This is a genomic window from Streptomyces sp. NPDC059875 (genome assembly GCF_042731085.1).
GTDB lineage: Bacteria > Actinomycetota > Actinomycetes > Streptomycetales > Streptomycetaceae > Streptomyces.
The window spans coordinates 93,657-114,589 of sequence record NZ_JBHWJZ010000023.1 but is presented as its reverse complement, the minus strand read 5'-3'; the positions used below and the strand labels follow the sequence as shown (position 1 = coordinate 114,589).

18 protein-coding genes and 1 riboswitch are annotated in these 20,933 nt (G+C 72.9%); of the genes, 11 read left to right on the top strand and 7 right to left on the bottom strand.

What is annotated here, in order from left to right; translation table 11 throughout:
* Positions 1 to 58: 58 nt before the first annotated feature.
* Both ACFV9D_RS26215 and ACFV9D_RS26210 read right to left on the bottom strand, forming a co-directional pair.
* Positions 59 to 280 (bottom strand): helix-turn-helix domain-containing protein, encoded by a 222-nt coding sequence (locus tag ACFV9D_RS26215; protein WP_006123601.1) that lies wholly within the window; start codon positions 278 to 280, stop codon positions 59 to 61.
* Positions 281 to 603: 323 nt separating this feature from the next.
* Positions 604 to 2,202, bottom strand: coding sequence for an ABC-F family ATP-binding cassette domain-containing protein (locus ACFV9D_RS26210; protein WP_385150958.1), 1,599 nt, complete (start codon positions 2,200 to 2,202; stop codon positions 604 to 606).
* Positions 2,203 to 2,455: 253 nt separating this feature from the next.
* Between ACFV9D_RS26210 and ACFV9D_RS26205 the strand changes: the two genes are divergently transcribed.
* Together ACFV9D_RS26205 and ACFV9D_RS26200 are read left to right on the top strand one after the other, a co-directional pair.
* The gene (locus tag ACFV9D_RS26205) at positions 2,456 to 3,346 is read left to right on the top strand and encodes a neutral zinc metallopeptidase (RefSeq protein WP_385150955.1); all 891 of its coding nucleotides are present in this window, start codon (positions 2,456 to 2,458) and stop codon (positions 3,344 to 3,346) included.
* A gap of 90 nt (positions 3,347 to 3,436) precedes the next feature.
* On the top strand, positions 3,437 to 3,838 hold the full coding sequence (locus ACFV9D_RS26200; protein WP_385150952.1) for a VOC family protein: 402 nt from the start codon (positions 3,437 to 3,439) through the stop codon (positions 3,836 to 3,838).
* 7 nt (positions 3,839 to 3,845) lie between these two features.
* Here the strand turns inward: ACFV9D_RS26200 and ACFV9D_RS26195 are convergent, their stop codons facing one another.
* Positions 3,846 to 5,300, bottom strand: coding sequence for a hypothetical protein (locus ACFV9D_RS26195; RefSeq protein WP_385150949.1), 1,455 nt, complete (start codon positions 5,298 to 5,300; stop codon positions 3,846 to 3,848).
* A gap of 144 nt (positions 5,301 to 5,444) precedes the next feature.
* On the bottom strand, positions 5,445 to 6,572 hold the full coding sequence (locus ACFV9D_RS26190) for an alpha/beta hydrolase (protein WP_385150946.1): 1,128 nt from the start codon (positions 6,570 to 6,572) through the stop codon (positions 5,445 to 5,447).
* A gap of 392 nt (positions 6,573 to 6,964) precedes the next feature.
* On the opposite strand from ACFV9D_RS26190, the gene ACFV9D_RS26185 reads away from it, so the two are divergent.
* From ACFV9D_RS26185 to ACFV9D_RS26155, 7 genes are all read left to right on the top strand, one after another.
* Positions 6,965 to 8,221: an anion permease gene (locus tag ACFV9D_RS26185; protein ID WP_385150944.1), complete on the top strand. Its 1,257-nt coding sequence runs from the start codon at positions 6,965 to 6,967 to the stop codon at positions 8,219 to 8,221.
* 12 nt (positions 8,222 to 8,233) lie between these two features.
* Positions 8,234 to 8,455, top strand: coding sequence for a hypothetical protein (locus ACFV9D_RS26180; protein ID WP_385150941.1), 222 nt, complete (start codon positions 8,234 to 8,236; stop codon positions 8,453 to 8,455).
* A 120-nt stretch (positions 8,456 to 8,575) separates the two neighbouring features.
* Positions 8,576 to 8,720, top strand: a riboswitch (cobalamin riboswitch).
* 32 nt (positions 8,721 to 8,752) lie between these two features.
* The gene (locus ACFV9D_RS26175; RefSeq protein WP_385150938.1) at positions 8,753 to 9,715 is read left to right on the top strand and encodes a cobalamin biosynthesis protein; all 963 of its coding nucleotides are present in this window, start codon (positions 8,753 to 8,755) and stop codon (positions 9,713 to 9,715) included.
* The gene (locus tag ACFV9D_RS26170; RefSeq protein ID WP_385150935.1) at positions 9,712 to 11,229 is read left to right on the top strand and encodes a cobyric acid synthase; all 1,518 of its coding nucleotides are present in this window, start codon (positions 9,712 to 9,714) and stop codon (positions 11,227 to 11,229) included. Before ACFV9D_RS26175 ends, ACFV9D_RS26170 begins: the two co-directional genes overlap by 4 nt.
* Before the next feature lie 46 nt (positions 11,230 to 11,275).
* The gene (locus ACFV9D_RS26165) at positions 11,276 to 13,306 is read left to right on the top strand and encodes a putative cobaltochelatase (RefSeq protein ID WP_385150932.1); all 2,031 of its coding nucleotides are present in this window, start codon (positions 11,276 to 11,278) and stop codon (positions 13,304 to 13,306) included.
* On the top strand, positions 13,306 to 13,914 hold the full coding sequence (gene cobO / locus ACFV9D_RS26160) for a cob(I)yrinic acid a,c-diamide adenosyltransferase (protein WP_385150929.1): 609 nt from the start codon (positions 13,306 to 13,308) through the stop codon (positions 13,912 to 13,914). The genes ACFV9D_RS26165 and cobO overlap by 1 nt, the downstream gene beginning before the upstream one ends.
* Positions 13,908 to 15,341 (top strand): cobyrinate a,c-diamide synthase, encoded by a 1,434-nt coding sequence (locus ACFV9D_RS26155; protein WP_385150926.1) that lies wholly within the window; start codon positions 13,908 to 13,910, stop codon positions 15,339 to 15,341. Before cobO ends, ACFV9D_RS26155 begins: the two co-directional genes overlap by 7 nt.
* 2 nt (positions 15,342 to 15,343) lie before the next feature.
* On the opposite strand, the gene ACFV9D_RS26150 is transcribed toward ACFV9D_RS26155, so the two are convergent.
* A complete protein-coding gene (locus ACFV9D_RS26150) occupies positions 15,344 to 16,072 on the bottom strand; it encodes a ZIP family metal transporter (RefSeq protein WP_385150923.1) in 729 nt (242 codons plus the stop codon).
* Positions 16,073 to 16,140: 68 nt separating this feature from the next.
* Here ACFV9D_RS26150 and ACFV9D_RS26145 point away from each other — a divergent pair, with 68 nt between their 5' ends.
* Together ACFV9D_RS26145 and cobC are read left to right on the top strand one after the other, a co-directional pair.
* Positions 16,141 to 17,307: a precorrin-6Y C5,15-methyltransferase (decarboxylating) subunit CbiT gene (locus ACFV9D_RS26145; protein WP_385150920.1), complete on the top strand. Its 1,167-nt coding sequence runs from the start codon at positions 16,141 to 16,143 to the stop codon at positions 17,305 to 17,307.
* Positions 17,304 to 18,851 carry an Rv2231c family pyridoxal phosphate-dependent protein CobC gene (gene cobC, locus ACFV9D_RS26140; protein ID WP_385150917.1) on the top strand — a complete coding sequence of 516 codons (1,548 nt, stop codon included), beginning with the start codon at positions 17,304 to 17,306 and terminating at the stop codon, positions 18,849 to 18,851. The genes ACFV9D_RS26145 and cobC overlap by 4 nt, the downstream gene beginning before the upstream one ends.
* 64 nt (positions 18,852 to 18,915) lie before the next feature.
* Here cobC and ACFV9D_RS26135 read toward each other — a convergent pair whose 3' ends face one another.
* Both ACFV9D_RS26135 and ACFV9D_RS26130 read right to left on the bottom strand, forming a co-directional pair.
* On the bottom strand, positions 18,916 to 19,887 hold the full coding sequence (locus tag ACFV9D_RS26135; protein ID WP_385150914.1) for an SCO1860 family LAETG-anchored protein: 972 nt from the start codon (positions 19,885 to 19,887) through the stop codon (positions 18,916 to 18,918).
* 310 nt (positions 19,888 to 20,197) lie between these two features.
* Positions 20,198 to 20,917 (bottom strand): siderophore-interacting protein, encoded by a 720-nt coding sequence (locus ACFV9D_RS26130; protein ID WP_385150911.1) that lies wholly within the window; start codon positions 20,915 to 20,917, stop codon positions 20,198 to 20,200.
* Between the last annotated feature and the right edge of the window lie 16 nt (positions 20,918 to 20,933).

Below are 20,933 nucleotides of genomic sequence, written 5' to 3'. Positions count from 1 at the left end.
ACACGGACGACCGGGTGGCCACCATGAGAACCGGTGGACCCGACGAACCGCGCCCCAGTCAGGCCGAGGCGGCCTTCTTGCCCCGTGTCGCCCCGCCGCGTCCACGCAGCGTGACTCCGGACTCACTGAGCATCCGGTGGACGAATCCGTAGGAGCGGCCGGTTTCCTCGGCCAGCGCCCGGATGCTCGCACCGGAGTCGTACTTCTTCTTCAGGTCTGCCGCGAGCTTGTCGCGCGCGGCGCCGGTCACCCGGCTGCCCTTCTTCAGAGTCTCGGCCACCCGTGCCTCCTCATGGGAAGTGCGCTCTGGACTTCTCATGATCACCCCTCACGGACGTCCTGGCCACCCATTCGACAAGGTCCGTGCCACAAGGTTTGCGGACGCGGAAGGTCCCGCCACGACCGGAATCCCATATTCCGCAGCGCTGGGAGCACGGCCCGGAAGCGCTCAGGCCGGGAAGTACCAGGTCAGCGCCGCGCCGGGGGAACGAGGTCGGCGCGACCCCTGGCGGAAGGATTCCTCAGGGGTCGCGCCGGGGGGTATGAGACGCACTCACTCAGATGAAGGATCACCCATGAGCCGAATGATCCATACCGAGATGATCAGGCGAGGGCCACCAGGTCCTTGTAGTCCGGGCCCCACAGGTCCTCGACGCCGTCCGGGAGCAGGATGATCCGCTCCGGCTCGAGCGCGTCGACCGCTCCCTCGTCGTGGGTGACGAGGACGACCGCGCCCTTGTACGTGCGCAGCGCGCCGAGGATCTCCTCGCGGCTGGCGGGGTCGAGGTTGTTCGTCGGCTCGTCCAGGAGCAGCACGTTCGCCGAGGAGACGACCAGGGTGGCCAGGGCCAGCCGGGTCTTCTCGCCGCCGGAGAGGACCCCGGCCGGCTTGTCGACGTCGTCGCCGGAGAAGAGGAAGGAGCCCAGCGTCTTGCGCACGTCGACGAGGTCGAGGTCGGGCGCGGAGGAGCGCATGTTCTCCAGGACCGTGCGCTCGGGGTCGAGGGTCTCGTGCTCCTGGGCGTAATAGCCGAGCTTGAGGCCGTGGCCCGGGGTGACCTCGCCCGTGTCGGGGGTCTCGGCCCCGGCGAGCAGGCGCAGCAGCGTGGTCTTGCCCGCGCCGTTGAGGCCGAGGATGACGACGCGGGAGCCCTTGTCGATGGCGAGGTTCACGTCGGTGAAGATTTCGAGCGAGCCGTACGACTTGGACAGGCCCTCCGCCGTCAGCGGGGTCTTGCCGCAGGGCGCGGGCTCGGGGAAGCGGAGCTTGGCGACCTTGTCGTTGACCCGGACCGCCTCCAGGCCGGAGAGCAGCCGCTCGGCGCGCTTGGCCATGTTCTGCGCGGCGACGGTCTTGGTGGCCTTGGCGCGCATCTTGTCGGCCTGCGAGTTGAGGGCGGCGGCCTTCTTCTCGGCGTTCTGGCGCTCGCGCCTGCGGCGCTTCTCGTCGGCCTCGCGCTGCTGCTGGTAGAGCTTCCAGCCCATGTTGTAGACGTCGATGGTCGAGCGGTTGGCGTCCAGGTAGAAGACCTTGTTCACGACGGTCTCGACGAGGTCGACGTCGTGGGAGATGACGATGAAACCGCCGCGGTAGGTCTTCAGGTAGTCGCGCAGCCAGACGATGGAGTCGGCGTCGAGGTGGTTGGTGGGCTCGTCGAGGAGCAGGGTGTCGGCGTCGGAGAACAGGATCCGCGCCAGCTCGACCCGGCGGCGCTGACCGCCGGAGAGCGTGTGCAGCGGCTGGCCGAGGACCCGGTCGGGCAGCCCGAGGGCGGCGGCGATGGTGGACGCCTCGGCCTCGGCGGCGTACCCGCCCTTGGTGAGGAACTCGGTCTCCTGGCGCTCGTACTGCCGCATGGCCTTGTCGCGGGTGGCGCCGGAGCCGGTCGCGATGCGCTCCTCGTTCATCCGCATCTTGCGGATGAGGACGTCGAGCCCACGGGCGGAGAGGATGCGGTCGCGGGCCATGACGTCGAGGTCGCCGGTGCGCGGGTCCTGCGGGAGGTAGCCGACCTCGCCGGAGCGGGCGATCTGCCCGGCGGCGGGCATGCCCTCGCCCGCGAGGCACTTGGTGAGGGTGGTCTTGCCCGCTCCGTTGCGGCCGACGAGGCCGATGCGGTCGCCCTTGGCGATACGGAAGGAAGCGGACTCGATGAGGATGCGGGCGCCGGCGCGCAGCTCGATGCCGGAAGCGGTGATCACGGACAGACTCCAGGGCGGGGGTGGACGGCGGAAGGGCTCTCGGGCGGTTCGACGCCGCTAGTGCACGAGGAGAATGGCCATACGGCCAGTCTAACGGGCCCCTGCAACTGCTTTTCGGCCATGCCCACACGACGTACATCACACCCCTTACCGCCCATGCCGGACAAAAGGGGCAAGCCCTGACGGATTCGCCGATACTCGGGCGGAGTGCGGCGGCCACTGCCGCGGCAGAGACGGCAGAGGGTGGTGGCCCATGCAGTTCGACGACGACGCCGACCTGGACACCTCGGAGGTCAAGGACGTCCGCGGCAGTCGCGTCCCGGGCGGCAGGGCGACCGTCGGCGGCGGCATCGTCGGCATCATCGCGCTGATCCTCGGGGTGCTCTTCGGCGTCGGCCCCGAACAGCTCGGGCTCACCTCCGGCGACCCCGAGCCCGTGGCGACCTCCTCCTCGCTGGCCCAGGTCCAGCAGACCTGCCGGACCGGCGCGGACGCGAACACCCGCGAGGACTGCCGGATCGTGGCGGTCGTCAACAGCGTGCAGGACTTCTGGCGGGCGGAGTACGAACGGCGGGGCGGACAGTACGGGGACGCGCGCACGGTGATGTTCTCCAACCGGGTCGCCACCGCCTGCGGCTCGGCCACCTCGGCGGTCGGGCCGTTCTACTGCCCCGGGGACCGGCAGGTCTATCTGGACCTGGGGTTCTTCGACGAGCTGCGGAGCACGTTCGGATCGAGCGGCGGCCCGTTCGCGCAGGCGTACGTGGTGGCGCACGAGTACGGCCACCACGTGCAGAACATGATGGGCACGCTGGCCCGCGCCCAGGACGGGCGCGCCGGCGCGAACTCCAACGCCGTGCGGGTGGAGCTGCAGGCGGACTGCTACGCCGGGGTCTGGGCGCACCACGCGACGACCACGCCGGACGAGAAGACGGGGCGACCCCTGCTGACGAGCCTGACGGAGGCCGACATCCGCGACGGCCTGGACGCGGCGGCCGCGGTGGGCGACGACCGGATCCAGGAGAAGTTCCAGGGCCGGGTGACGCCGGAGAACTGGACGCACGGCTCGGCCGCGCAGCGCCAACAGTGGTTCTCCACCGGTTTCAAGACAGGCGACATGGCGCAGTGCAACACCTTCCGCTGAGCCGCGTCGTTGTCGGTGCCGGATGCCAGACTGAGACCCAGGTCACATTCCGAGGGTTTCAGGCGTATCAGGCGAGAAGGAGTGATCGGGATGGCTGAGGCACCCCACATCTGTCCGACCCTGACCTACGACGACGCGCACGCCGCGATCAAACAGCTCACGGAGGCGTTCGGCTTCACCCGCACCGCGGTGTACGAGGGCGAGGACGGCAAGGTCGCGCACGCCGAGCTGTCGTACGGGAACGGCATGGTGATGCTCGGCAGCAAGGGGACGGGCAGCGAGTTCGACAAGCTGATGGAGGGCTCCGGCCCCGTCGGGGTGTACGTCCACGTGGACGATGTGGACGTACACCACGCGCGGGCGGTGGAGCACGGCATCGAGATCGTCATGCCGCCGAAGGACCAGGACTACGGCTCGCGGGACTACATGGCCCGCGACGCCGAGGGCAACATCTGGAGCTTCGGTACGTACCTCCCGGGAGGCGCGGAGTAGCCGACCCTCACGCTCCCCCGGTGTGGACCTGGAAGGCCGCCCTGCGGACGGCCTTGGCGAGGGCCGGATCGGGGTGGGCGGCGGCGAGGGCCACCAGGACCTGGACCGTACGGGGGTGACCGATGGCCCGGACCTCGTCGAGGAGGGCCGGGACGGTGCCCTGTACGGCGGAGTCGAGGTGGCGGACGAGCAGCGTGCTCTCGCCGTGGTCGGCGACGGCCGCGGCGGTGTCCACCCAGAGCCAGGTGGCCTCCTCGCGGGTGAGCACGTCCGGGGCGTCGTCGGGGTCGGCGCCGTCGTACTCGGCGAGCCAGAGCAGGGCGTAGGGCCGGAGCGACGCCTCCTCCGCGGCGGCCCGGACCTCGGCCTCGGCGGGGGCTCCGACGACCCGGAGCGCCTCGAAGGCGAGACCGCGCAGCAGGGCGTCCTCACCGCGGGCGACGGCGAGGAGTTCCGTGACCGCGCTGGAGAGCGTGCGGGCCGCGAGCCAGGCCCGGTACTCGTCACGGGCCGGACCGGGGGTGAGGCCGGCGCAGCCGCGGAGCATGTCCTCGGCCGACTGCTCGATGTTTCCGGCCGGGCTCTGGGCGGCGACGCAGATCTGCTCCAGCTTGACCCAGACCGCCCAGTTCCCGAGCGGGGTCAGGGTGGCCTGGCCGCGGTCCGCACCCTCGCCGAGGGTCAGGGCGCCTACGGCGGCCAGGCCTTCGAGGGCCCAGTCGAGCAGCGCGGAGAGCCCGTCGGTGCCGGCCGGGGACACGCTGTCGGTGTCGGTGCCCGCCCCCTCGACGGGGACCTCGCAGCGCTCCTCGCGCAGCTCCTCGACCCGCTGCTGGAGCAGGTCGAGAAGAGCGGGGACGTGCACGGGTCCGGCGGAGAGCTGGAGGAGGGAGAGCACCTGGGGGACGGCCTCGACGACCTCGGCCACGGCGCTGGGCGCCACGTCCTCGGGAGCCGGGTGCACGAGGGACCAGGCGTCGAACAGGGCGACCCAGCCGCGCAGCACGGCGGAGTCGTCGCGGTCCCAGGCGTGCAGCCGCCAGCCGGGGCGTGCGGTGCCGCCGTGGAGTTCGACGAGTCCGGCGAGCCTGGCCCGGTCCCAGCCGGCCCGGATCTGGCCGGGCGTCAGGTCCAGTGCGGCGGCGGCGCGTTCCTGGGCCAGGACGGCCTCGGGGTCGCCTGCGGTGCGAGTCGGGGTGCTCGGTGCGGTGCGTGGTGCGGTGCGGGTCGCCTCGGCGCCGCCGTCGACGGCCGCCCAGCGGGCGATCCGTACGGCGTCGGCGAGGACGATCCGTGCCTGTCGGGCCAGTTCCGACCGGGGCGGAGTGCCCTCGGGCGGCCGCGGCGCCGGCCGGGTGCGCCGGGTCGTCACGGCCCGTCGGGCGGTGGCGAGTGCCCGCGGACGGACGAGTCGGAGTCTGGAGTTGCGCGCCAATTGCTCATCAGGCTTTCGAGACGTCACGGAGGCAGTCTTCCCGCTGACGGCCCGAAAGCCCAATCGGAATCGACAGCGCCGGTGGAGCGCCGCCGGACGAGGGGTCGGCGCAGGGGGATGGCGCCCCGAGAGGAAGGGTCGGCGCAGGGGGATGGCGCCCCGAGAGGAGGGTCAGAGCAAGGGGGTGAGGAAGCGGCGCAGGGCCTCTTCGTAGGGGACCGGGTCGGCGTTCCACATCGAGGCGTGCGGGGCGCCGCGGACCGTGTGCAGGGTGACCAGTTCCGGGCGGCGGGCGGCCAGTTCGAGGGAGGGCTCCCAAGGGGCGATCGTGTCGTCGGGGCCGTGGAAGATCAGCGTCGGCACGCGCAGACCGGCGGGGTCGGCGACCTCCTGGAGGTGGGCGCCGTGCAGCCCGGTCCTGCCCTGGGCGGAGCGGACGGCTAGCGGCAGCAGCGGGCCGGGGACGCGGCGGGCGGCGGCGAGGTTGCGCAGGGTGGTCTCCCAGTCGAGGACCGGGGAGTCCAGGACGAGCCCGTGGACCATGTCGCGCAGGCCGGAGTCGGCGGCGGCGTGCAGGGCCATCGCGGCGCCGGTCCCCCAGCCGTGCAGGACGACGTGCTGGGCGCCCTTGCGGACGGCGTAGCGGATGGCGGCGTCGACGTCGCGCCACTCGGAGTCGCCGAGGTGGCCGAGGCCGTCCGGGGAGGGGGGCGCGCCCTCGTCTCCCCGGTAGGCGACGCAGAGGACGGGGATCTGCCGGCGGGAGAGGAAGGGGACGAGGTTGAGGGGGTGCCGGCGGGTGGTGCCGATGCCGTGCAGGGCGATCACCCAGGTGGATCGGGCGCCGGGGACGAGCCAGGCCGGCAGGGCGCCGAGTTCGCCGGGGATCTCGATGTCCTCGTAGTCGACACCGAGCGCGGTGCGCGGGGTGCCGCTGTGGAGCTCGGGGGTGAGACGGACCTTGGCACCGGGTTCCAGGGTGCCGAGCTCGACCCGTTCCAGGCGGCGGACGACGGTGTCCGCGGTGTGCGGCACGCGGTCGAGGACCGGTCCGACGACGGCGTGGACGCCGGGGCCCTCCATCCCGTACGTACCGGGGCGCAGCGAGGCAAGGCTGCGCGTGAGGGTGACCCGGTCGGAACCGGTCGCGTGCACGGTCAGCCGGGGGTCACCGGGCAGTGGGGGTCCGGACGCCGCCTTGAGGGCGGCATCGCTGGCGTACCGGCCGGCCGCGAACGCGGCCGCGCCGACACCGAGCAGAGTGGTGACGGCCGCTGCCGTCGCTGTAGCCGGGCGCACGGTCCCAGTGTCGGCAGGGCGGGAGCGGGCTGCCACCGGACAGACCCGCACGGGGCCGAACCCGCACGGGACCGGACCCGCACGGGGCCACTCGGGAGTGACATGGATCTCCTCGGCGGGTCCCTCGGTCGGCTGACACGGGCCCGGGGGTGTCCAGGGGGTGACATGCGACGAGAGCGACGCAAGTGGAGGAAGTCGCTTCTGTCCCGCAACAGCACGGCTTACCCATGGTTGCGGGGTGACCGCATCGTGGACAGAACCTGCCCCGGGACGCTAAGCGGAATGTCCGGACGCCGGATAGAGACACCATGCAGCCCGACCCAGTTCACCTTCCGTTCACTCAGGTTGCCTACGTTCGTCCAGCCACTGACGTCAAACGATTGCCTGGGTAAATGGAACACATCACGCTGCTGCTCGCGATTGTGGTCGTGACAGCTCTCGTGTTCGATTTCACGAACGGTTTCCACGACACCGCCAACGCGATGGCGACGACCATCTCGACCGGTGCCCTCAAGCCCAAGACGGCGGTGGCCATGTCCGCCGTGCTGAACCTGGTCGGCGCGTTCCTGTCGGTGGAGGTTGCCAAGACGATCTCCAAGGGACTCGTCAACGAGGAGGGCATTCAACCCGAGGTCATCCTCGCCGCGCTCGTCGGCGCGATCCTCTGGAACCTGGTGACCTGGCTGGTCGGCCTGCCGTCCAGCTCCTCCCACGCCCTGATGGGCGGCCTCATCGGCGCGACCATCGCCTCCATCGGCGTCAGCGGCGTCAACGGCGGGACCGTCGTCAGCAAGGTGCTCATCCCGGCGGTCGCCGCCCCCCTGGTCGCCGGTCTGGCCGCGATGTTCGCCGCCCGCCTGACGTACCGCCTCGACAAGAAGGCCGACAAGAAGACGACCGACAAGGGCTACCGGGCCGGTCAGATCGCCTCCGCCGGTCTCGTCTCGCTCGCCCACGGCACCAACGACGCCCAGAAGACCATGGGCATCATCACCCTCGCCCTGGTCGCCGGCGGCATCATCGCCCCCGGCTCCAACCCGCCGGTCTGGGTCATCGTCTCCGCCGGTACGGCGATCGCGCTCGGCACCTACCTCGGCGGCTGGCGCATCATCCGCACGATGGGCAAGGGCCTCACCGACCTCCAGCCGCAGCAGGGCTTCGCCGCCCAGACCAGCGCGGCCACGGTCATCCTGGCCTCCTCCAGCCTCGGCTTCTCCCTCTCGACCACGCACTCCTGCTCCGGCGCCGTCATGGGCGCGGGCCTGGGCCGCAAGGGCGGTGTCGTCCGCTGGTCGACCGCCACCCGGATGTTCGTCGCCTGGGGCCTGACCCTGCCGGCCGCCGGCCTGGTCGGGGCCGGCGCCGAGTACGTCGCCAGCCAGGGCGACTGGGGCGTCTACGCCGTCGCGGCCTTCCTGGTCGCCTCCTGCGTCGCCATCTGGGTCGTCTCCCGCCGCCAGGTGGTCGACCACACCAACGTCAACGACGTCGAGACCGAGCCCGCGGGCGTCGTGACCACCGCCATCGCGGCCGTCACCCCGCCGCCGGCCGGTTCCGTCGCCGCCGTCGCGGACGAGGACCTGAAGACCACCATCCCCTCGCCGGCCCCCGCGGACCCGGCAGCCCCCGCAGCCTCGGCCGCGGTGTAAGGAACGAACGACATGAAGATCGACTGGGCAGCTCTCGGCTCCGTCTTCGGAGTCAGCCTCGTGGCGACCGTCGCCCTCGTGGGCCTCTTCACCCTCGGCATCGTCGGCCTCTCCAAGCAGGAGCAGGCCGCCTCCCAGGGAGGCTCGGCCACCCTGGCTCGCACCGGCGCGTACGCGGCCTTCGCGCTGTGCGCGGCGGCCGTCGCGTACGGGATCTATCTCATCGTGGCCTGACGGGACACGCATCGTCGACCGGGCGGGTCGCACCTTCGGGTGCGGCCCGCCCGTCGTCGTGTCCGCGGGTCCGTGTGGGGCTTCGCACACTGTCCCGCCGCAGGTCAAAGGTGAGTTGACGGGTGTTCGCACAGCGTGGTGGACTTCCGGGGCCATTACGGCGGCAGTAGAGGAAGTCCGGTGCGAATCCGGCGCGGTCCCGCCACTGTGACCGGGGAGTCGATCCCCGGGAGCCAGGAACTCTCACCGCCGGTCACGTCGAGCCAGGGCGCGGACCCTGAGTGAGGACACAGCGCCATGCCCGGCCGCAGTGCAGCCACAGGTGTATTCGCGTACGGCGCCGCCGCCGGTCTGGCCGCGGACCTGATCGTCGGCGACCCCCGCCGCGGCCATCCGGTCGCCGCGTTCGGGCGGGCCGCCGGCTCCGTCGAGAAGCTACTCCGGCGCGACCACCGAGGGTGGGGCGCGCTGCACACCGCCGTCTGCGCCGGCGGTGCCACGGCGGTCGCGGCGCTGGCCGCCCGTACCGTACGCGACCACCCCCGCGCCGCGGTCGCCCTGACCGCCGCCTCCGTCTGGGCCGTCGTCGGCGGTACGACCCTGGGCCGGGAGGCGCGCGCCATCGGCGGGGCCCTGGCCGCCGGAGACCTGGAGGTGGCCCGCGAGCGGCTGCCGCATCTGGTGGGGCGTGATCCGCAGGCCCTGGACGGTCCGGCGATGGCCCGCGCGGTGGTGGAGTCCGTCGCCGAGAACACGTCCGACGCCGTCGTGGGTGCCCTGGTCTGGGGCGCGGTCGCGGGGGTTCCGGGCCTGGTCGGCTTCCGGGCCGTGAACACGCTGGACGCCATGGTCGGCCACAAGTCCCCCACGTACCGGCGCTTCGGCTGGGCCTCGGCCCGGCTCGACGACGTCGTCGGCTGGCCGGGCGCCCGGCTGACCGCCGCGCTCGTGACGGTGGCGGGCGGCGACCCGCGGGGGGCGGCGCGGGCCTGGCGGCAGGACGCGGCCCAGCACCCCAGCCCCAACGCCGGTCCGGTGGAGGCCTCCTTCGCGGGGGCGCTCGGCGTACGGCTCGGGGGCACGCTGTCGTACGGCGGACGGGTCGAGCACCGGCCCGTGCTCAACGGGGAGGGCCGGGCCGTGGAGGTCGGGGACATCGAGCGGGCGGTGCGGCTCTCGCGCCGGGTGACCGCGCTGACGCTGGCGGTGTGTGTGGGTGGACGGCTGGCCGCAAGGGCCATGAAGCGGAGGCGGGCATGAGGGGCGGACCGGGTGGCGGACTGCTGGTCGCGGGGACCACGTCCGACGCGGGCAAGAGCGTCGTCACGGCGGGCATCTGCCGCTGGCTGGTCCGGCAGGGCGTGAGGGTCGCCCCGTTCAAGGGCCAGAACATGTCGCTGAACTCCTTCGTGACGAGGGAGGGCGCGGAGATCGGCCGGGCGCAGGCCATGCAGGCGCAGGCGGCTCGGGTCGAGCCGAGCGCGCTGATGAACCCGGTGCTCCTGAAGCCGGGGAGCGACCGCTCCAGCCAGGTCGTCCTGATGGGCAAGCCGGTGGGCGAACTCAGCGCCCGGGGCTACCACGGAGGGCGGCAGAAGGAGCTCTTCGAGCCGGTGTTGGCGTGCCTGGAGGAGCTGCGGGGCACGTATGACGCCGTGATCTGCGAGGGGGCGGGCAGTCCGGCCGAGATCAATCTGCGGCGCACGGACATCGTGAACATGGGCATCGCGCGGGCGGCTCGGCTGCCCGTGCTCGTGGTCGGCGACATCGACCGGGGCGGGGTGTTCGCCCAGTTCTTCGGCACGACGGCGCTGCTCGCGCCCGAGGACCAGGAGCTGATCGCGGGCTATCTCGTGAACAAGTTCCGCGGTGACGTGACCCTTCTCGAGCCGGGCCTCGACATGCTGCACGGGCTCACCGGGCGCCGCACGTACGGTGTCCTGCCGTACGCGCACGGGCTCGGCATCGACGAGGAGGACGGCCTGCGGGTCTCGCTGCGGGGCGCGGTCCGCGAGTCGGTCGTGGCGCCGCCGGTCGGCGAGGACGTGCTGCGGGTCGCGGTGTGCGCCGTGCCGCTGATGTCGAACTTCACGGACGTGGACGCGCTGGCGGCCGAACCGGGCGTGGTCGTGCGGTTCGTGGACCGGGCCGAGGAGCTCGTCGACGCGGACCTGGTGGTCGTGCCGGGGACCCGGGGGACGGTCAAGGCGCTGGCCTGGCTGCGGGAACGCGGCCTCGCGGACGCGCTGGCACGCCGGGCGGCGGAGGGCCGGCCGGTGCTGGGCGTCTGCGGCGGCTTCCAGGTGCTCGGCGAGCGGATCGAGGACGAGGTCGAGTCGAAGGCCGGCACGGTCGACGGGCTCGGACTGCTGCCCGTACGGGTCCGGTTCGCGGCCGAGAAGACCCTCGCCCGGCCCGTCGGCGAGGCGCTCGGCGAGCGCGTCGAGGGGTACGAGATCCACCACGGCGTCGCGGACGTGCTGGGCGGCGAACCGTTCCTCGACGGATGCCGGGTCGGCGCGGTCTGGGGGACGCACTGGCACGGATCCCTGGAGAGCGACGGTTTCCGCCGGGCGTTCCTGCGGGAGGTCGCGGCGGCGTCCGGACGGCGCTTCGTCCCGGCCCCCGACACCTCGTTCGGCGCGCTGCGCGAGGAGCAGCTGGACCGCCTCGGCGACCTGATCGAGGAACACGCGGACACCGACGCGCTGCTGCGGCTGATCGAGGAGGGCGCGCCGGCCGGGCTGCCCTTCGTGCCGCCGGGTGCGCCGTGACCACGCGAACCGTCGGACATCAACGAATCGAAGGAGTGACCACCCGATGAGCACCCGGTATCCGTTCACCGCCGTCGTCGGCATGGACGACCTGCGCCTTGCGTTGCTGCTCAACGCGGTGAGCCCGGCGGTGGGTGGTGTCCTCGTCCGCGGCGAGAAGGGCACCGCGAAGTCGACCGCCGTGCGGGCGCTCGCGGACCTGCTGCCCGAGGTGCCGGTCGTCACCGGCTGTCGGTTCAGCTGCGACCCCGTCGCGCCCGACGCGCAGTGCCCGGACGGGCCGCACGAGGCCGCGGCGGCCGGCGCGCGCCCCGCGCGGATGGTCGAGCTGCCCGTCGGCGCCTCCGAGGACCGGCTCGTCGGCGCGCTGGACATCGAGCGGGCGCTCGCCGAGGGCGTGAAGGCCTTCGAGCCCGGGCTGCTCGCGGACGCACACCGCGGGATCCTGTACGTGGACGAGGTCAACCTCCTCCACGACCACCTGATCGACCTGCTCCTCGACGCCGCCGCCATGGGCTCCTCGTACGTCGAGCGCGAAGGCGTCTCCGTACGGCACGCGGCCCGCTTCCTGCTCGTCGGCACGATGAACCCCGAAGAGGGCGAGCTGCGGCCGCAGTTGCTGGACCGCTTCGGTCTCACCGTCGAGGTCGCGGCCTCCCGCGAGCCCGAGCAGCGGGTCGAGGTCGTGCGCCGCCGGCTCGCCTTCGACGACGACCCGGCCGCCTTCGCCGCCCGCTGGGCCGGCGAGGAGACCGCGCTGCGGGACCGGATCGTCGCCGCGCGCGTACTCGTCCCGCAGGTGGTCCTCGGCGACGGGGCGCTGCTCCAGATCGCCGCGACCTGCGCCGCGTTCGAGGTGGACGGCATGCGCGCGGACATCGTGATGGCCCGGACGGCGACGGCGCTCGCCGCGTGGGCGGGGCGGACCGAGGTGACGTCCGAGGACGTACGGCAGGCCGCGCTGCTCGCCCTCCCCCACCGCAGGCGGCGGAACCCCTTCGACGCGCCCGGCCTCGACGAGGACAAGCTCGACGAGACCCTGGAGCAGTTCAAGGGCGACGAGGACGACGATCCGGACCCCGGTCCGGAGGGCCCGGGCGGCCCCGGTGGCGGTGGCGGTGTGCCGCCGCAGGGTGAGGGGCCGGACTCCGCGCCCGAGAGCGACCGTGCCGACGGTACGGACGAGGCCCCGGCCCCCGCGCCCGCTCCGGGCAGTGGCGGCGCAGGTGAGCGGGCCGCGGTGCAGGCCGCCGAGCCGTTCCGTACGAAGATGCTCAGCGTGCCCGGGCTCGGCGAGGGCGCGGCCGGGCGCCGCTCCCGGGCCCGTACCGAGCACGGCAGGACGACGGGATCCGTGCGCCCCCGTGGCGCGCTGACCAAGCTCCATCTGGCCGCGACCGTGCACGCCGCCGCCCCGCACCAGAAGGCCCGCGGACGGACCGGCCCCGGGCTCGTGGTCCGCCGGGACGACCTGCGGCAGGCGACCCGCGAGGGCCGCGAGGGGAACCTCGTGCTCTTCGCCGTGGACGCGTCCGGTTCGATGGCGGCGCGGCAGCGGATGAGCGCGGTGAAGGGAGCGGTGCTCTCGCTGCTCCTCGATGCCTACCAGCGGCGCGACAAGGTCGGCCTGGTCACCTTCCGGGGCCGGGACGCCGAGGTGGCGCTGCCGCCGACCTCCTCCGTGGACGCGGCCGCCGCGCGGCTCGAACAGCTCCCGACGGGCGGCCGTACGCCGCTGTCGGCGGGGCTGCTCAAGGCCCATGACGTGCTGCGCGTGGAGCGGCTGCGCGACCCCTCGCGCCGCCCCCTGCTCGTCGTCGTGACCGACGGCCGGGCGACCGGCGGCGGCGCCGACCCCGTGGCGCTCGCCGCCCGCGCGGCGCGGCTGCACGCCTCCGAGGGCACCGCGGCCGTCGTCGTGGACTGCGAGACCGGGCCCGTACGGCTCGGGCTCGCCGGGAGCCTCGCCCGCGAACTGGGCGGCACCGCCGTGACCTTGGACGAACTGCGCGCGGACTCGATCGCCGGTCTCGTCAGGAACGTACAGGCAGAGCACGCAACGAGGAGGGCCGCTTAATGCCGCAGGGACAGCCGACCGTCGTTCCCGACGACGGTCTCACGACCCGTCAGCGCCGCAACCGTGCGCTGGTGATGGTGCACACGGGCGTCGGCAAGGGGAAGTCGACCGCCGCGTTCGGCATGGCGCTGCGCGCCTGGAACCAGGGCTGGCCGATCGGGGTGTTCCAGTTCGTCAAGTCCGCCAAGTGGAAGGTCGGCGAGGAGAACGCCCTCAAGGCGCTCGGCGAGACCGGCAAGGGCGGCACCGTCACCTGGAACAAGATGGGTGAGGGCTGGTCCTGGATCCAGCGCGAGGTCGCCGAGGGCGAGCAGTCCCACGAGGACAAGGCGCGCGAGGGCTGGGAGCAGGTCAAGCGCGACCTCGCCGAGGAGAAGTACAAGTTCTACGTCCTCGACGAGTTCGCCTACCTGCTGCACTGGGGCTGGATCGACACCAAGGAGGTCGTCGAGGTACTGCGCGACCGGCCCGGTCAGCAGCACGTCGTCATCACCGGCCGCAACGCCCCGCAGGAGCTCGTGGACTTCGCTGACCTGGTCACGGACATGTCGAAGGTGAAGCACCCGATGGACGCGGGTCAGAAGGGCCAGCGGGGCATCGAGTGGTAGCACGTCTCGTCATCGCCGCGCCGTCGTCCGGCGCGGGCAAGACCACGGTCGCGACCGGCCTGATGGCCGCGTTCGCCGGCCGTGGTCTGGAGGTCTCCCCGCACAAGGTCGGGCCGGACTACATCGACCCGGGCTACCACGCGCTGGCGACCGGCCGGCCCGGCCGCAACCTCGACGCGTACATGTGCGGTACGGGGCTCATCGCGCCGCTCTTCGAGCACGGGGCGCGCGGCTGCGACCTGGCGGTGGTCGAGGGCGTCATGGGCCTGTACGACGGGGCGGCCGACCAGGGCGAGCTGGCGTCCACGGCGCAGGTCGCGAAGCTGCTCAAGGCCCCGGTGGTCCTGGTCGTGGACGCGTCCTCGCAGTCGCGCTCGGTGGCGGCGCTGGTGCACGGGTTCGCGTCGTGGGATCCGGAGGTGCGGATCGGCGGGGTGATCCTGAACAAGGTCGCGACGGACCGGCACGAGCATCTGCTGCGGGAGGCGCTTGGCGGGTCGGGGGTGCCCGTGCTGGGCGTGCTGCGGAGGGCGCCGGCCGTGGCGACTCCGTCACGGCACTTGGGTCTTGTGCCGGTTGCCGAGCGGCAGGCCCAGGCCGTTGAGGCGGTGGCTGCGCAGGCTGAGCAGGTCCTTGCAGGGTGCGACATGGATGCGCTCTTGGCCCTTGCGCGCAGCGCGCCTGAACTGCACGCGGAGGCGTGGGATCCTGCCCTCGCGGGGCGGCTGACCGCCGGTGAACAGGGTGCCCACCCTTACCCTCCCCCTAGGACTTCGTCCTGGGGGGACCCCCAAGCGGAACAGTTGCCCACAACCACGCCGGTAGTCGCTGTTGCCGGTGGGGCCGCGTTCACGTTCTCGTATGCCGAGCATGCCGAACTGCTCACCGCCGCCGGGGCCGAGGTCGTGACCTTTGATCCTCTTCGGGATGAAGAGCTGCCCCCCGGGACCTCCGGGCTCGTCATAGGTGGGGGTTTTCCCGAGATGTACGGGGCCGAGTTGTCCGCCAACGAGCCGCTTCGTAAGGCCGTTGCCGAGCTCGCCGCCTCCGGGGCGCCGATCGCCGCCGAGTGTGCCGGGCTGCTGTATCTCGCGCGCTCGCTCGACGGGACGCCGATGTGCGGGGTGCTCGACGCGGAGGCGCGGATGTCGGAGCGGCTGACGCTCGGGTACCGGGACGCCGTGGCGGTGAGCGACAGTTCGCTCGCCGCGGCCGGGGCGCGGATGCGGGGCCACGAGTTCCACCGGACCGTGATCGAGCCGGGCGCCGGGGCGAAGGCGGCCTGGGGGCTGCGGCAGCCGGAGCGGCGGCTGGAGGGGTTCGTCCAGCAGGGGGTGCACGCGAGTTACGTGCACACCCACTGGGCGGGCGCCCCGGAGGCGGCCGTGCGGTTCGTGGAGCACTGCGTGAACGGGCCCGTCGCGTGAGATCAGCCGCCGGACACGCCCACCACGAGCCAGATGAAGGCCACGCCCGCCACCGTGCACAGCAGGGTGGAGCGAGCCGGGTGTTCGTGGTGGGCCTCCGGGAGGATCTCGGCGGCGGCGAGGTAGAGCAGGGCGCCGCCGAAGAACCCGAGATAGCTGCCGAGCAGTTCCTCCGGAAGAGTGAAGAGCAGGGTCGACGCGGCGCCGACGATCGGCGCGAGCGCGTCCGCGACCAGCATGACGACCGCCTTGCGACGGGCGTTCCCGTACAGGCTGGTGATCGTGTACGTGTTGAATCCGTCGGCGAAGTCGTGGGTGATGACGGCGAGTGCGACGGTGGCGCCCATGCCGCCGCCGACCTGGAAGGCGGCGCCGAGCGCGATGCCGTCCATGAGGCTGTGGGCGACCATGGCGGCGGCCGCGGTGAGGCCGACCTGGGGGACCCTCTCCCCCGCGTCGACGCCGTGTGCGGCCTGACGGACCGCCAGCAGGCGTTCCACCACGTGCGCCAGGAGGAAGCCTCCGACGAAGAGCAGCAGCGCCTCCGGCACGCCGAAGACCTTGTCGCCCGCGGCCTCCAGTGCCTCCGGCAGGAGGTCGAGTCCGACCACGCCGAGCATCAGTCCGCCGGCGAGGCCGAGGACCAGATGCCGTCGGTCGGTGACGCGCTGCGCCGTCCAGCCGCCGAAGAGCGTCATGAGGAACGCGCCGAGCGCGACGAATACGGCCATGCGCCCTTGCTATCCGATCGGGCGTGCATCGCGCACATCAGCCGCGTCGGTGTGGGGAGGCTGGTCGCATGATCACGGTGATCGGAAGCAGTGCGGGGGCCGACGCGGGCTCCTGGGCGGGCGAGGCGGCCCTGGTGGTGGACGTACGGGGCGACGAGTTGACGGACACGGAGCTCGACCTGGTCGAGAAGCACGTGTCCGGGGGCGGGACACGGGTGGTCGTGCGGGTGCTGGGAGACCCCGGATTCTTCGGGGTGGTACGCACGTTGGAGCAGCGCTTCGGGCCTGCGGAGCTCGAGGTGCGGCCCGGGCCCACGGCCATGGGGCTCGCTTTCGCGCGGCTCGGTCTGCCCTGGGACGACGCGCTCGTGGTGGAGGGCTCGGAGCTGAACCGGGCCGTGAACGTGTGCCGGGCCCATCCGAAGGTGGCCGTGGTGCCCGGGCCCGGGGTGGGTCCGGCGGAGCTGGGCGGGGAGTTGGTGCACCGGGTGGGGTCCCGGACGCTGGTGGTGTTCTCGGCGCTGGGCGATCCGTTCCGTGAGCGCTTCGAGCGGGTGGAGCCCGCGGAGGCGATGTGCCGGAGCTGGGAGGGGGTGAGCCTGATCCTGTGCCTCGACGAGTCGCGGACGGAGGGGCCGCCTCCGATGGTGACGGGTCCGCTGGCGGGGCCGGGCCGATGGGCGTTGCCGGACGGGGAGTTCGGGGCGGACGGCGCGGACGGCGGGTCCGTGCTGCCGTACGAGGCGCGGGCGTTGGCGCTCGCGCGGCTCGGGCCGCAGGCCGGGGACCTGGTCTGGGACATCGGCACGGGCTGCGGCTCCGTGGCGATCGAGTGTGCCCGGCTCGGCGCGGCGGCGGTCGCCGTGGAGAAGACGGCGTCCGGTGTCGAGCGGATCCGGGCGAACACGGCGGCGCACGGCGTGGAGGTGCGGGCGGTGCACGGCGCGGCGCCGACGGTGCTGTCCCATCTGGCCGATCCGGACGGGGTGTTCATCGGCGGTGGGGGCTGTGAGCTGAAGTCGATCGTGCTGGCGTCGGCCCGGCGCGCGCGGCGTGCGGTGGTGGTGGCGGTGACGGCTCTGGAGCAGGTGACGCCGGTCCGCTCGGCGCTGGAGTCCTGCGGGTTCGCGGCCGAGGGGGTGCTGCTGCAGTCCCAGCGGCTGCTCGCGCTGCCGGACGGTTCCTCGACGATGGCCCCGGTGGCGCCCGTGTTCCTGGTGTGGGGCACGCGGTGAGCGGGGCGACGGTGGGGGTCGGGGCCCGCTCGGGGGTGTCGGTGGACGAGGTCCTCGCCCTGGTCGCGGAGGCGCTGCGGGAGGCGGGCGTCACGGCCGGGGACGTGACGGCGGTCGCCACGCTGGAGGCGCGGGCGGCGGAGCCGGGGATCGTGGGCGCGGCCGAGCGGCTCGGGGTGCCTCTGCGGGCGTACGGGGCCGAGGAGCTGGCCGCCGTGTCCGTACCGCATCCGTCCCGGGCTCCGCTGGCGGCGACGGGGACGGCTTCGGTGGCGGAGGCCGCGGCGCTGCTCGCGGCGGGTCCCGGTGCCGAACTTCTCGTACCGAAGCGGAAAACGGAGCGCGTGACGTGCGCTATCGCCCGGTCCCTCCCCTTTCGTCCGAACGAAGATGCCTCCGCCGTACGGTTGTTGCCCCAGGGACAGGGGTACATCGCTGGTCAGACGGAGCCCCGTACACCCCCCACTCACCACCCGACGGCGGCCATGGATACCCACGCGCACAGAGACGTCCACGATCTGCGGCACCACGGTGACGCGGAGGTACGGGACGAGAAGCTGATCGACCTCGCGGTCAACGTCCGGACGCACACGCCGCCGGAGTGGCTGCGCGAGCGGATCGCCGACTCGCTCACAAGTTTGGCGCTCTACCCCGACGGGCGGGCGGCACGGGCCGCCGTCGCCGAGCGGCACGATCTGCCGGCCGGGCGGGTGCTGCTGACGGCCGGGGCGGCGGAGGCGTTCGTGCTGCTCGCCCGGGCGCTGCCGGTGCGGCGGCCGGTGGTGGTGCATCCGCAGTTCACCGAGCCGGAGGCGGCGCTCCGGGACGCCGGCCACGAGGTGGGCCGGGTGCTGCTGCGCGAGGAGGACGGCTTCCGGCTCGATCCGGCGGCGGTTCCGGAGGACGCGGACCTGGTGGTGATCGGGAACCCGACGAACCCGACGTCGGTATTGCACCCGGCGGAGACGATCGCCTCGCTGGCGCGCCCCGGGCGGACGCTCGTGGTGGACGAGGCGTTCATGGACGCGGTGCCGGGCGAGCGGGAGTCGCTGGCCGGGCGCACGGACGTGCCGGGTCTGGTGGTGCTGCGGAGCCTGACGAAGACCTGGGGTCTCGCCGGCCTGCGGATCGGTTACGTCCTCGCGCACCCGGAGACGATCGAGACCCTTGCCACGGCGCAGCCGCTGTGGCCGGTGTCGACGCCGGCTCTGGTGGCGGCGGAGGCGTGCATGTCGCGGGCGGCGCTCGCGGAGGCGGAGTTCGCGGCGCACCGGATCGGGGTGGAGCGGGCCCATCTGCTGGCGGGGCTCGCGGAGTTCGACGAGGTCCGGACGGTCGAGGCGGCGGAGGGACCGTTCGTCCTGATCCGGGTCGACCGCGCGGACGAGGTGCGGGAACGGCTGCGGGCGCTCGGCTTCGCGGCGCGGCGCGGTGACACCTTCCCGGGTCTGGACCGGAACTGGCTGCGGCTCGCGGTCCGGGACCGGGTCACGACGAACCGTTTCCTGCAGGCCCTGGACCAGGCCCTGTTGATCACGGGCTGATCATGGGTGGAGGGCGGTGGCACGACCACCGCCCTCCACTTCCCCGCTCCCCCCTCGGGTTCGGTCAGCTGCGGGCGCGGACGCGCGCCAGGACGAGCGCTCCGCCGCCGACGCCGAGCAGGAGGGCGGCGCCGCCGGCCAGGTACGGCGTCATCGAGCTGCCGCCGGTCGCGGCGAGGTTCTGGTCGGCCGGGTCGGAGCCGCCGTTCTGGGTCGTCACGCCGCCGTCGTCGGTGGGCTCGGCCGAGGGCTCCTTCGAGGGCTGCTCGCTCGGCTGCTCCGTGGGCTTCTCGGTCGGCTTCTCGGTGGGCTGGGTGCCCTTCGGGGTCTCGCAGGTCGCCTCCGCGAGCGTCACCACACCGTTGACCTCGGCCACGCCGAGCTTCAGCGGGTCGACCTCCACCTTCAGCTCCAGGGCGGTGGCGGCCGCGGTGCGCGAGGTGGTGGAGGTGCGGGACAGGTCGAGGGTCACCTCGCCGATGCCCGGCACGGTGACCTTGGTCTGGCCGCCCGTCGACAGGGTGGTCTTCTTGCCGAAGACGGTCACGTGCCCGAGGACGTTGGACTCGGCGACCGGCTGCTTGCCGGACTCGCAGACCGCCTTGGAGGTGACCTTCTCGACCTCGATCAGGGAGAGTGCGCGGATGCCCGGGACGTGGACCCGCGCCTTGGCCAGGTTCACGTACCCCTCGGCCTTGTTCCCCTCCACCGTGGCCGTCGAGGTGGCGACATCGGCGCGCAGGATGTCGATCGGCTTGCCGTTCTCGGCACCCTCGACCTTCACGGTCAGCGCGGTCCTGTTCTCGCTCTCCGGCGCCTTGACCTCATTGAGGGAGGCCCGCAGCGGCACGTTCACCGACTTGCCGAGCAGGGAGACGTCGAGGCCGGTCCGCAGGACGACGGCGGTCGCGCGCCCTTCGCCACCCGTGGCGTGCGCCGCGGGGGCCAACAGGACCACGGGGCCGACGGCCAGCGCGGCGACGGTCGCGGCGGCCGCGGTACGGCGTACGGGCATGCGGAAGGTGTTGCTGTTCAAGATGGTGGAACCCCCACAAGAGACATGGCGTCGCCGGCCGCTCACCACGGGGACACGGGGTCGGCGCGGCGTCGGCGACTTGAGACACCGGAATCTTTACGCACGGAGAGTGAACCGGCAGACACCTGACGTGAGTTCACTCCAAAGGGGGGTTTCCGCGCCCATATTCGATTCTTTCGGCACACGCGTTCCCGCGCGCCCCGCGCGTTGCGTATCGCGCGGGCGCACGCGTGAAGTGTTTCAACGAGATGCGCCGCCGCCGGGTAACGGACCGTCAACCTGACGCGGGCGGGGGCGTCGCCCGCGTGGCTCAGGTGGCGCGCCAGTAACCGAGGGAGTGCACCCGCTCCTTGGGGAGCGCGAGCTCCTTGCGCACGTACGTGGCGAGGGTGCGGGTGGTCGCCGTGTCGCAGGCGATCCAGACGTACGGGTCGCTCCCGAGCAGCTCCGGCAGCTCGGCCCGCACGCGCTCGACGAGCGCCGCGCCGCCGCCCTTGCGCGGGACCCGGCGCAGCTCGTGCCGGTCCGCGTCGAGGCGCAGCGGCAGGTCCTCGTCGGCGTCGTGGGAGGTCTCGAACCAGAGGATGGCCGGAACGTCGGGCGCGGAGTCGAGGAGGGAGTTGATGGCGGGCAGCGAGGCCGGGTCGCCGATCACCAGCATCCTGTCGGGGCGCGGCTCCGGGGCGGTGAAGCCGGTGCCCTGAAGGGTCGCCTCGATGGTGTCGCCGGGGGCGCAGGAGCGGGCCCAGTCGCTGGCGGCGCCGTCGTGGAGGGCGAACTCCAGACTGAAGGTGCCGGCGTCCCGGTCGGGGTCGACCAGGGTGTAGGCGCGCTGGTGCGGCTTGCCCGCGTTCTCGAACCAGAGCCGTACCCACATCGTCGGATGGACGCCGGCGGCGGCGAGGAGCCCGCCGTCCGTCATGTGCACCCGGCGGTAGTGCTCGGTGACCCGCTCGGCCCCCGTCACGGTGAATGTGAAGTCCCGCCCCCGGAACAGCTTGAGGACCACACCCTCCCAGCCATGCCCCACCGCACTCTCCTCCCCT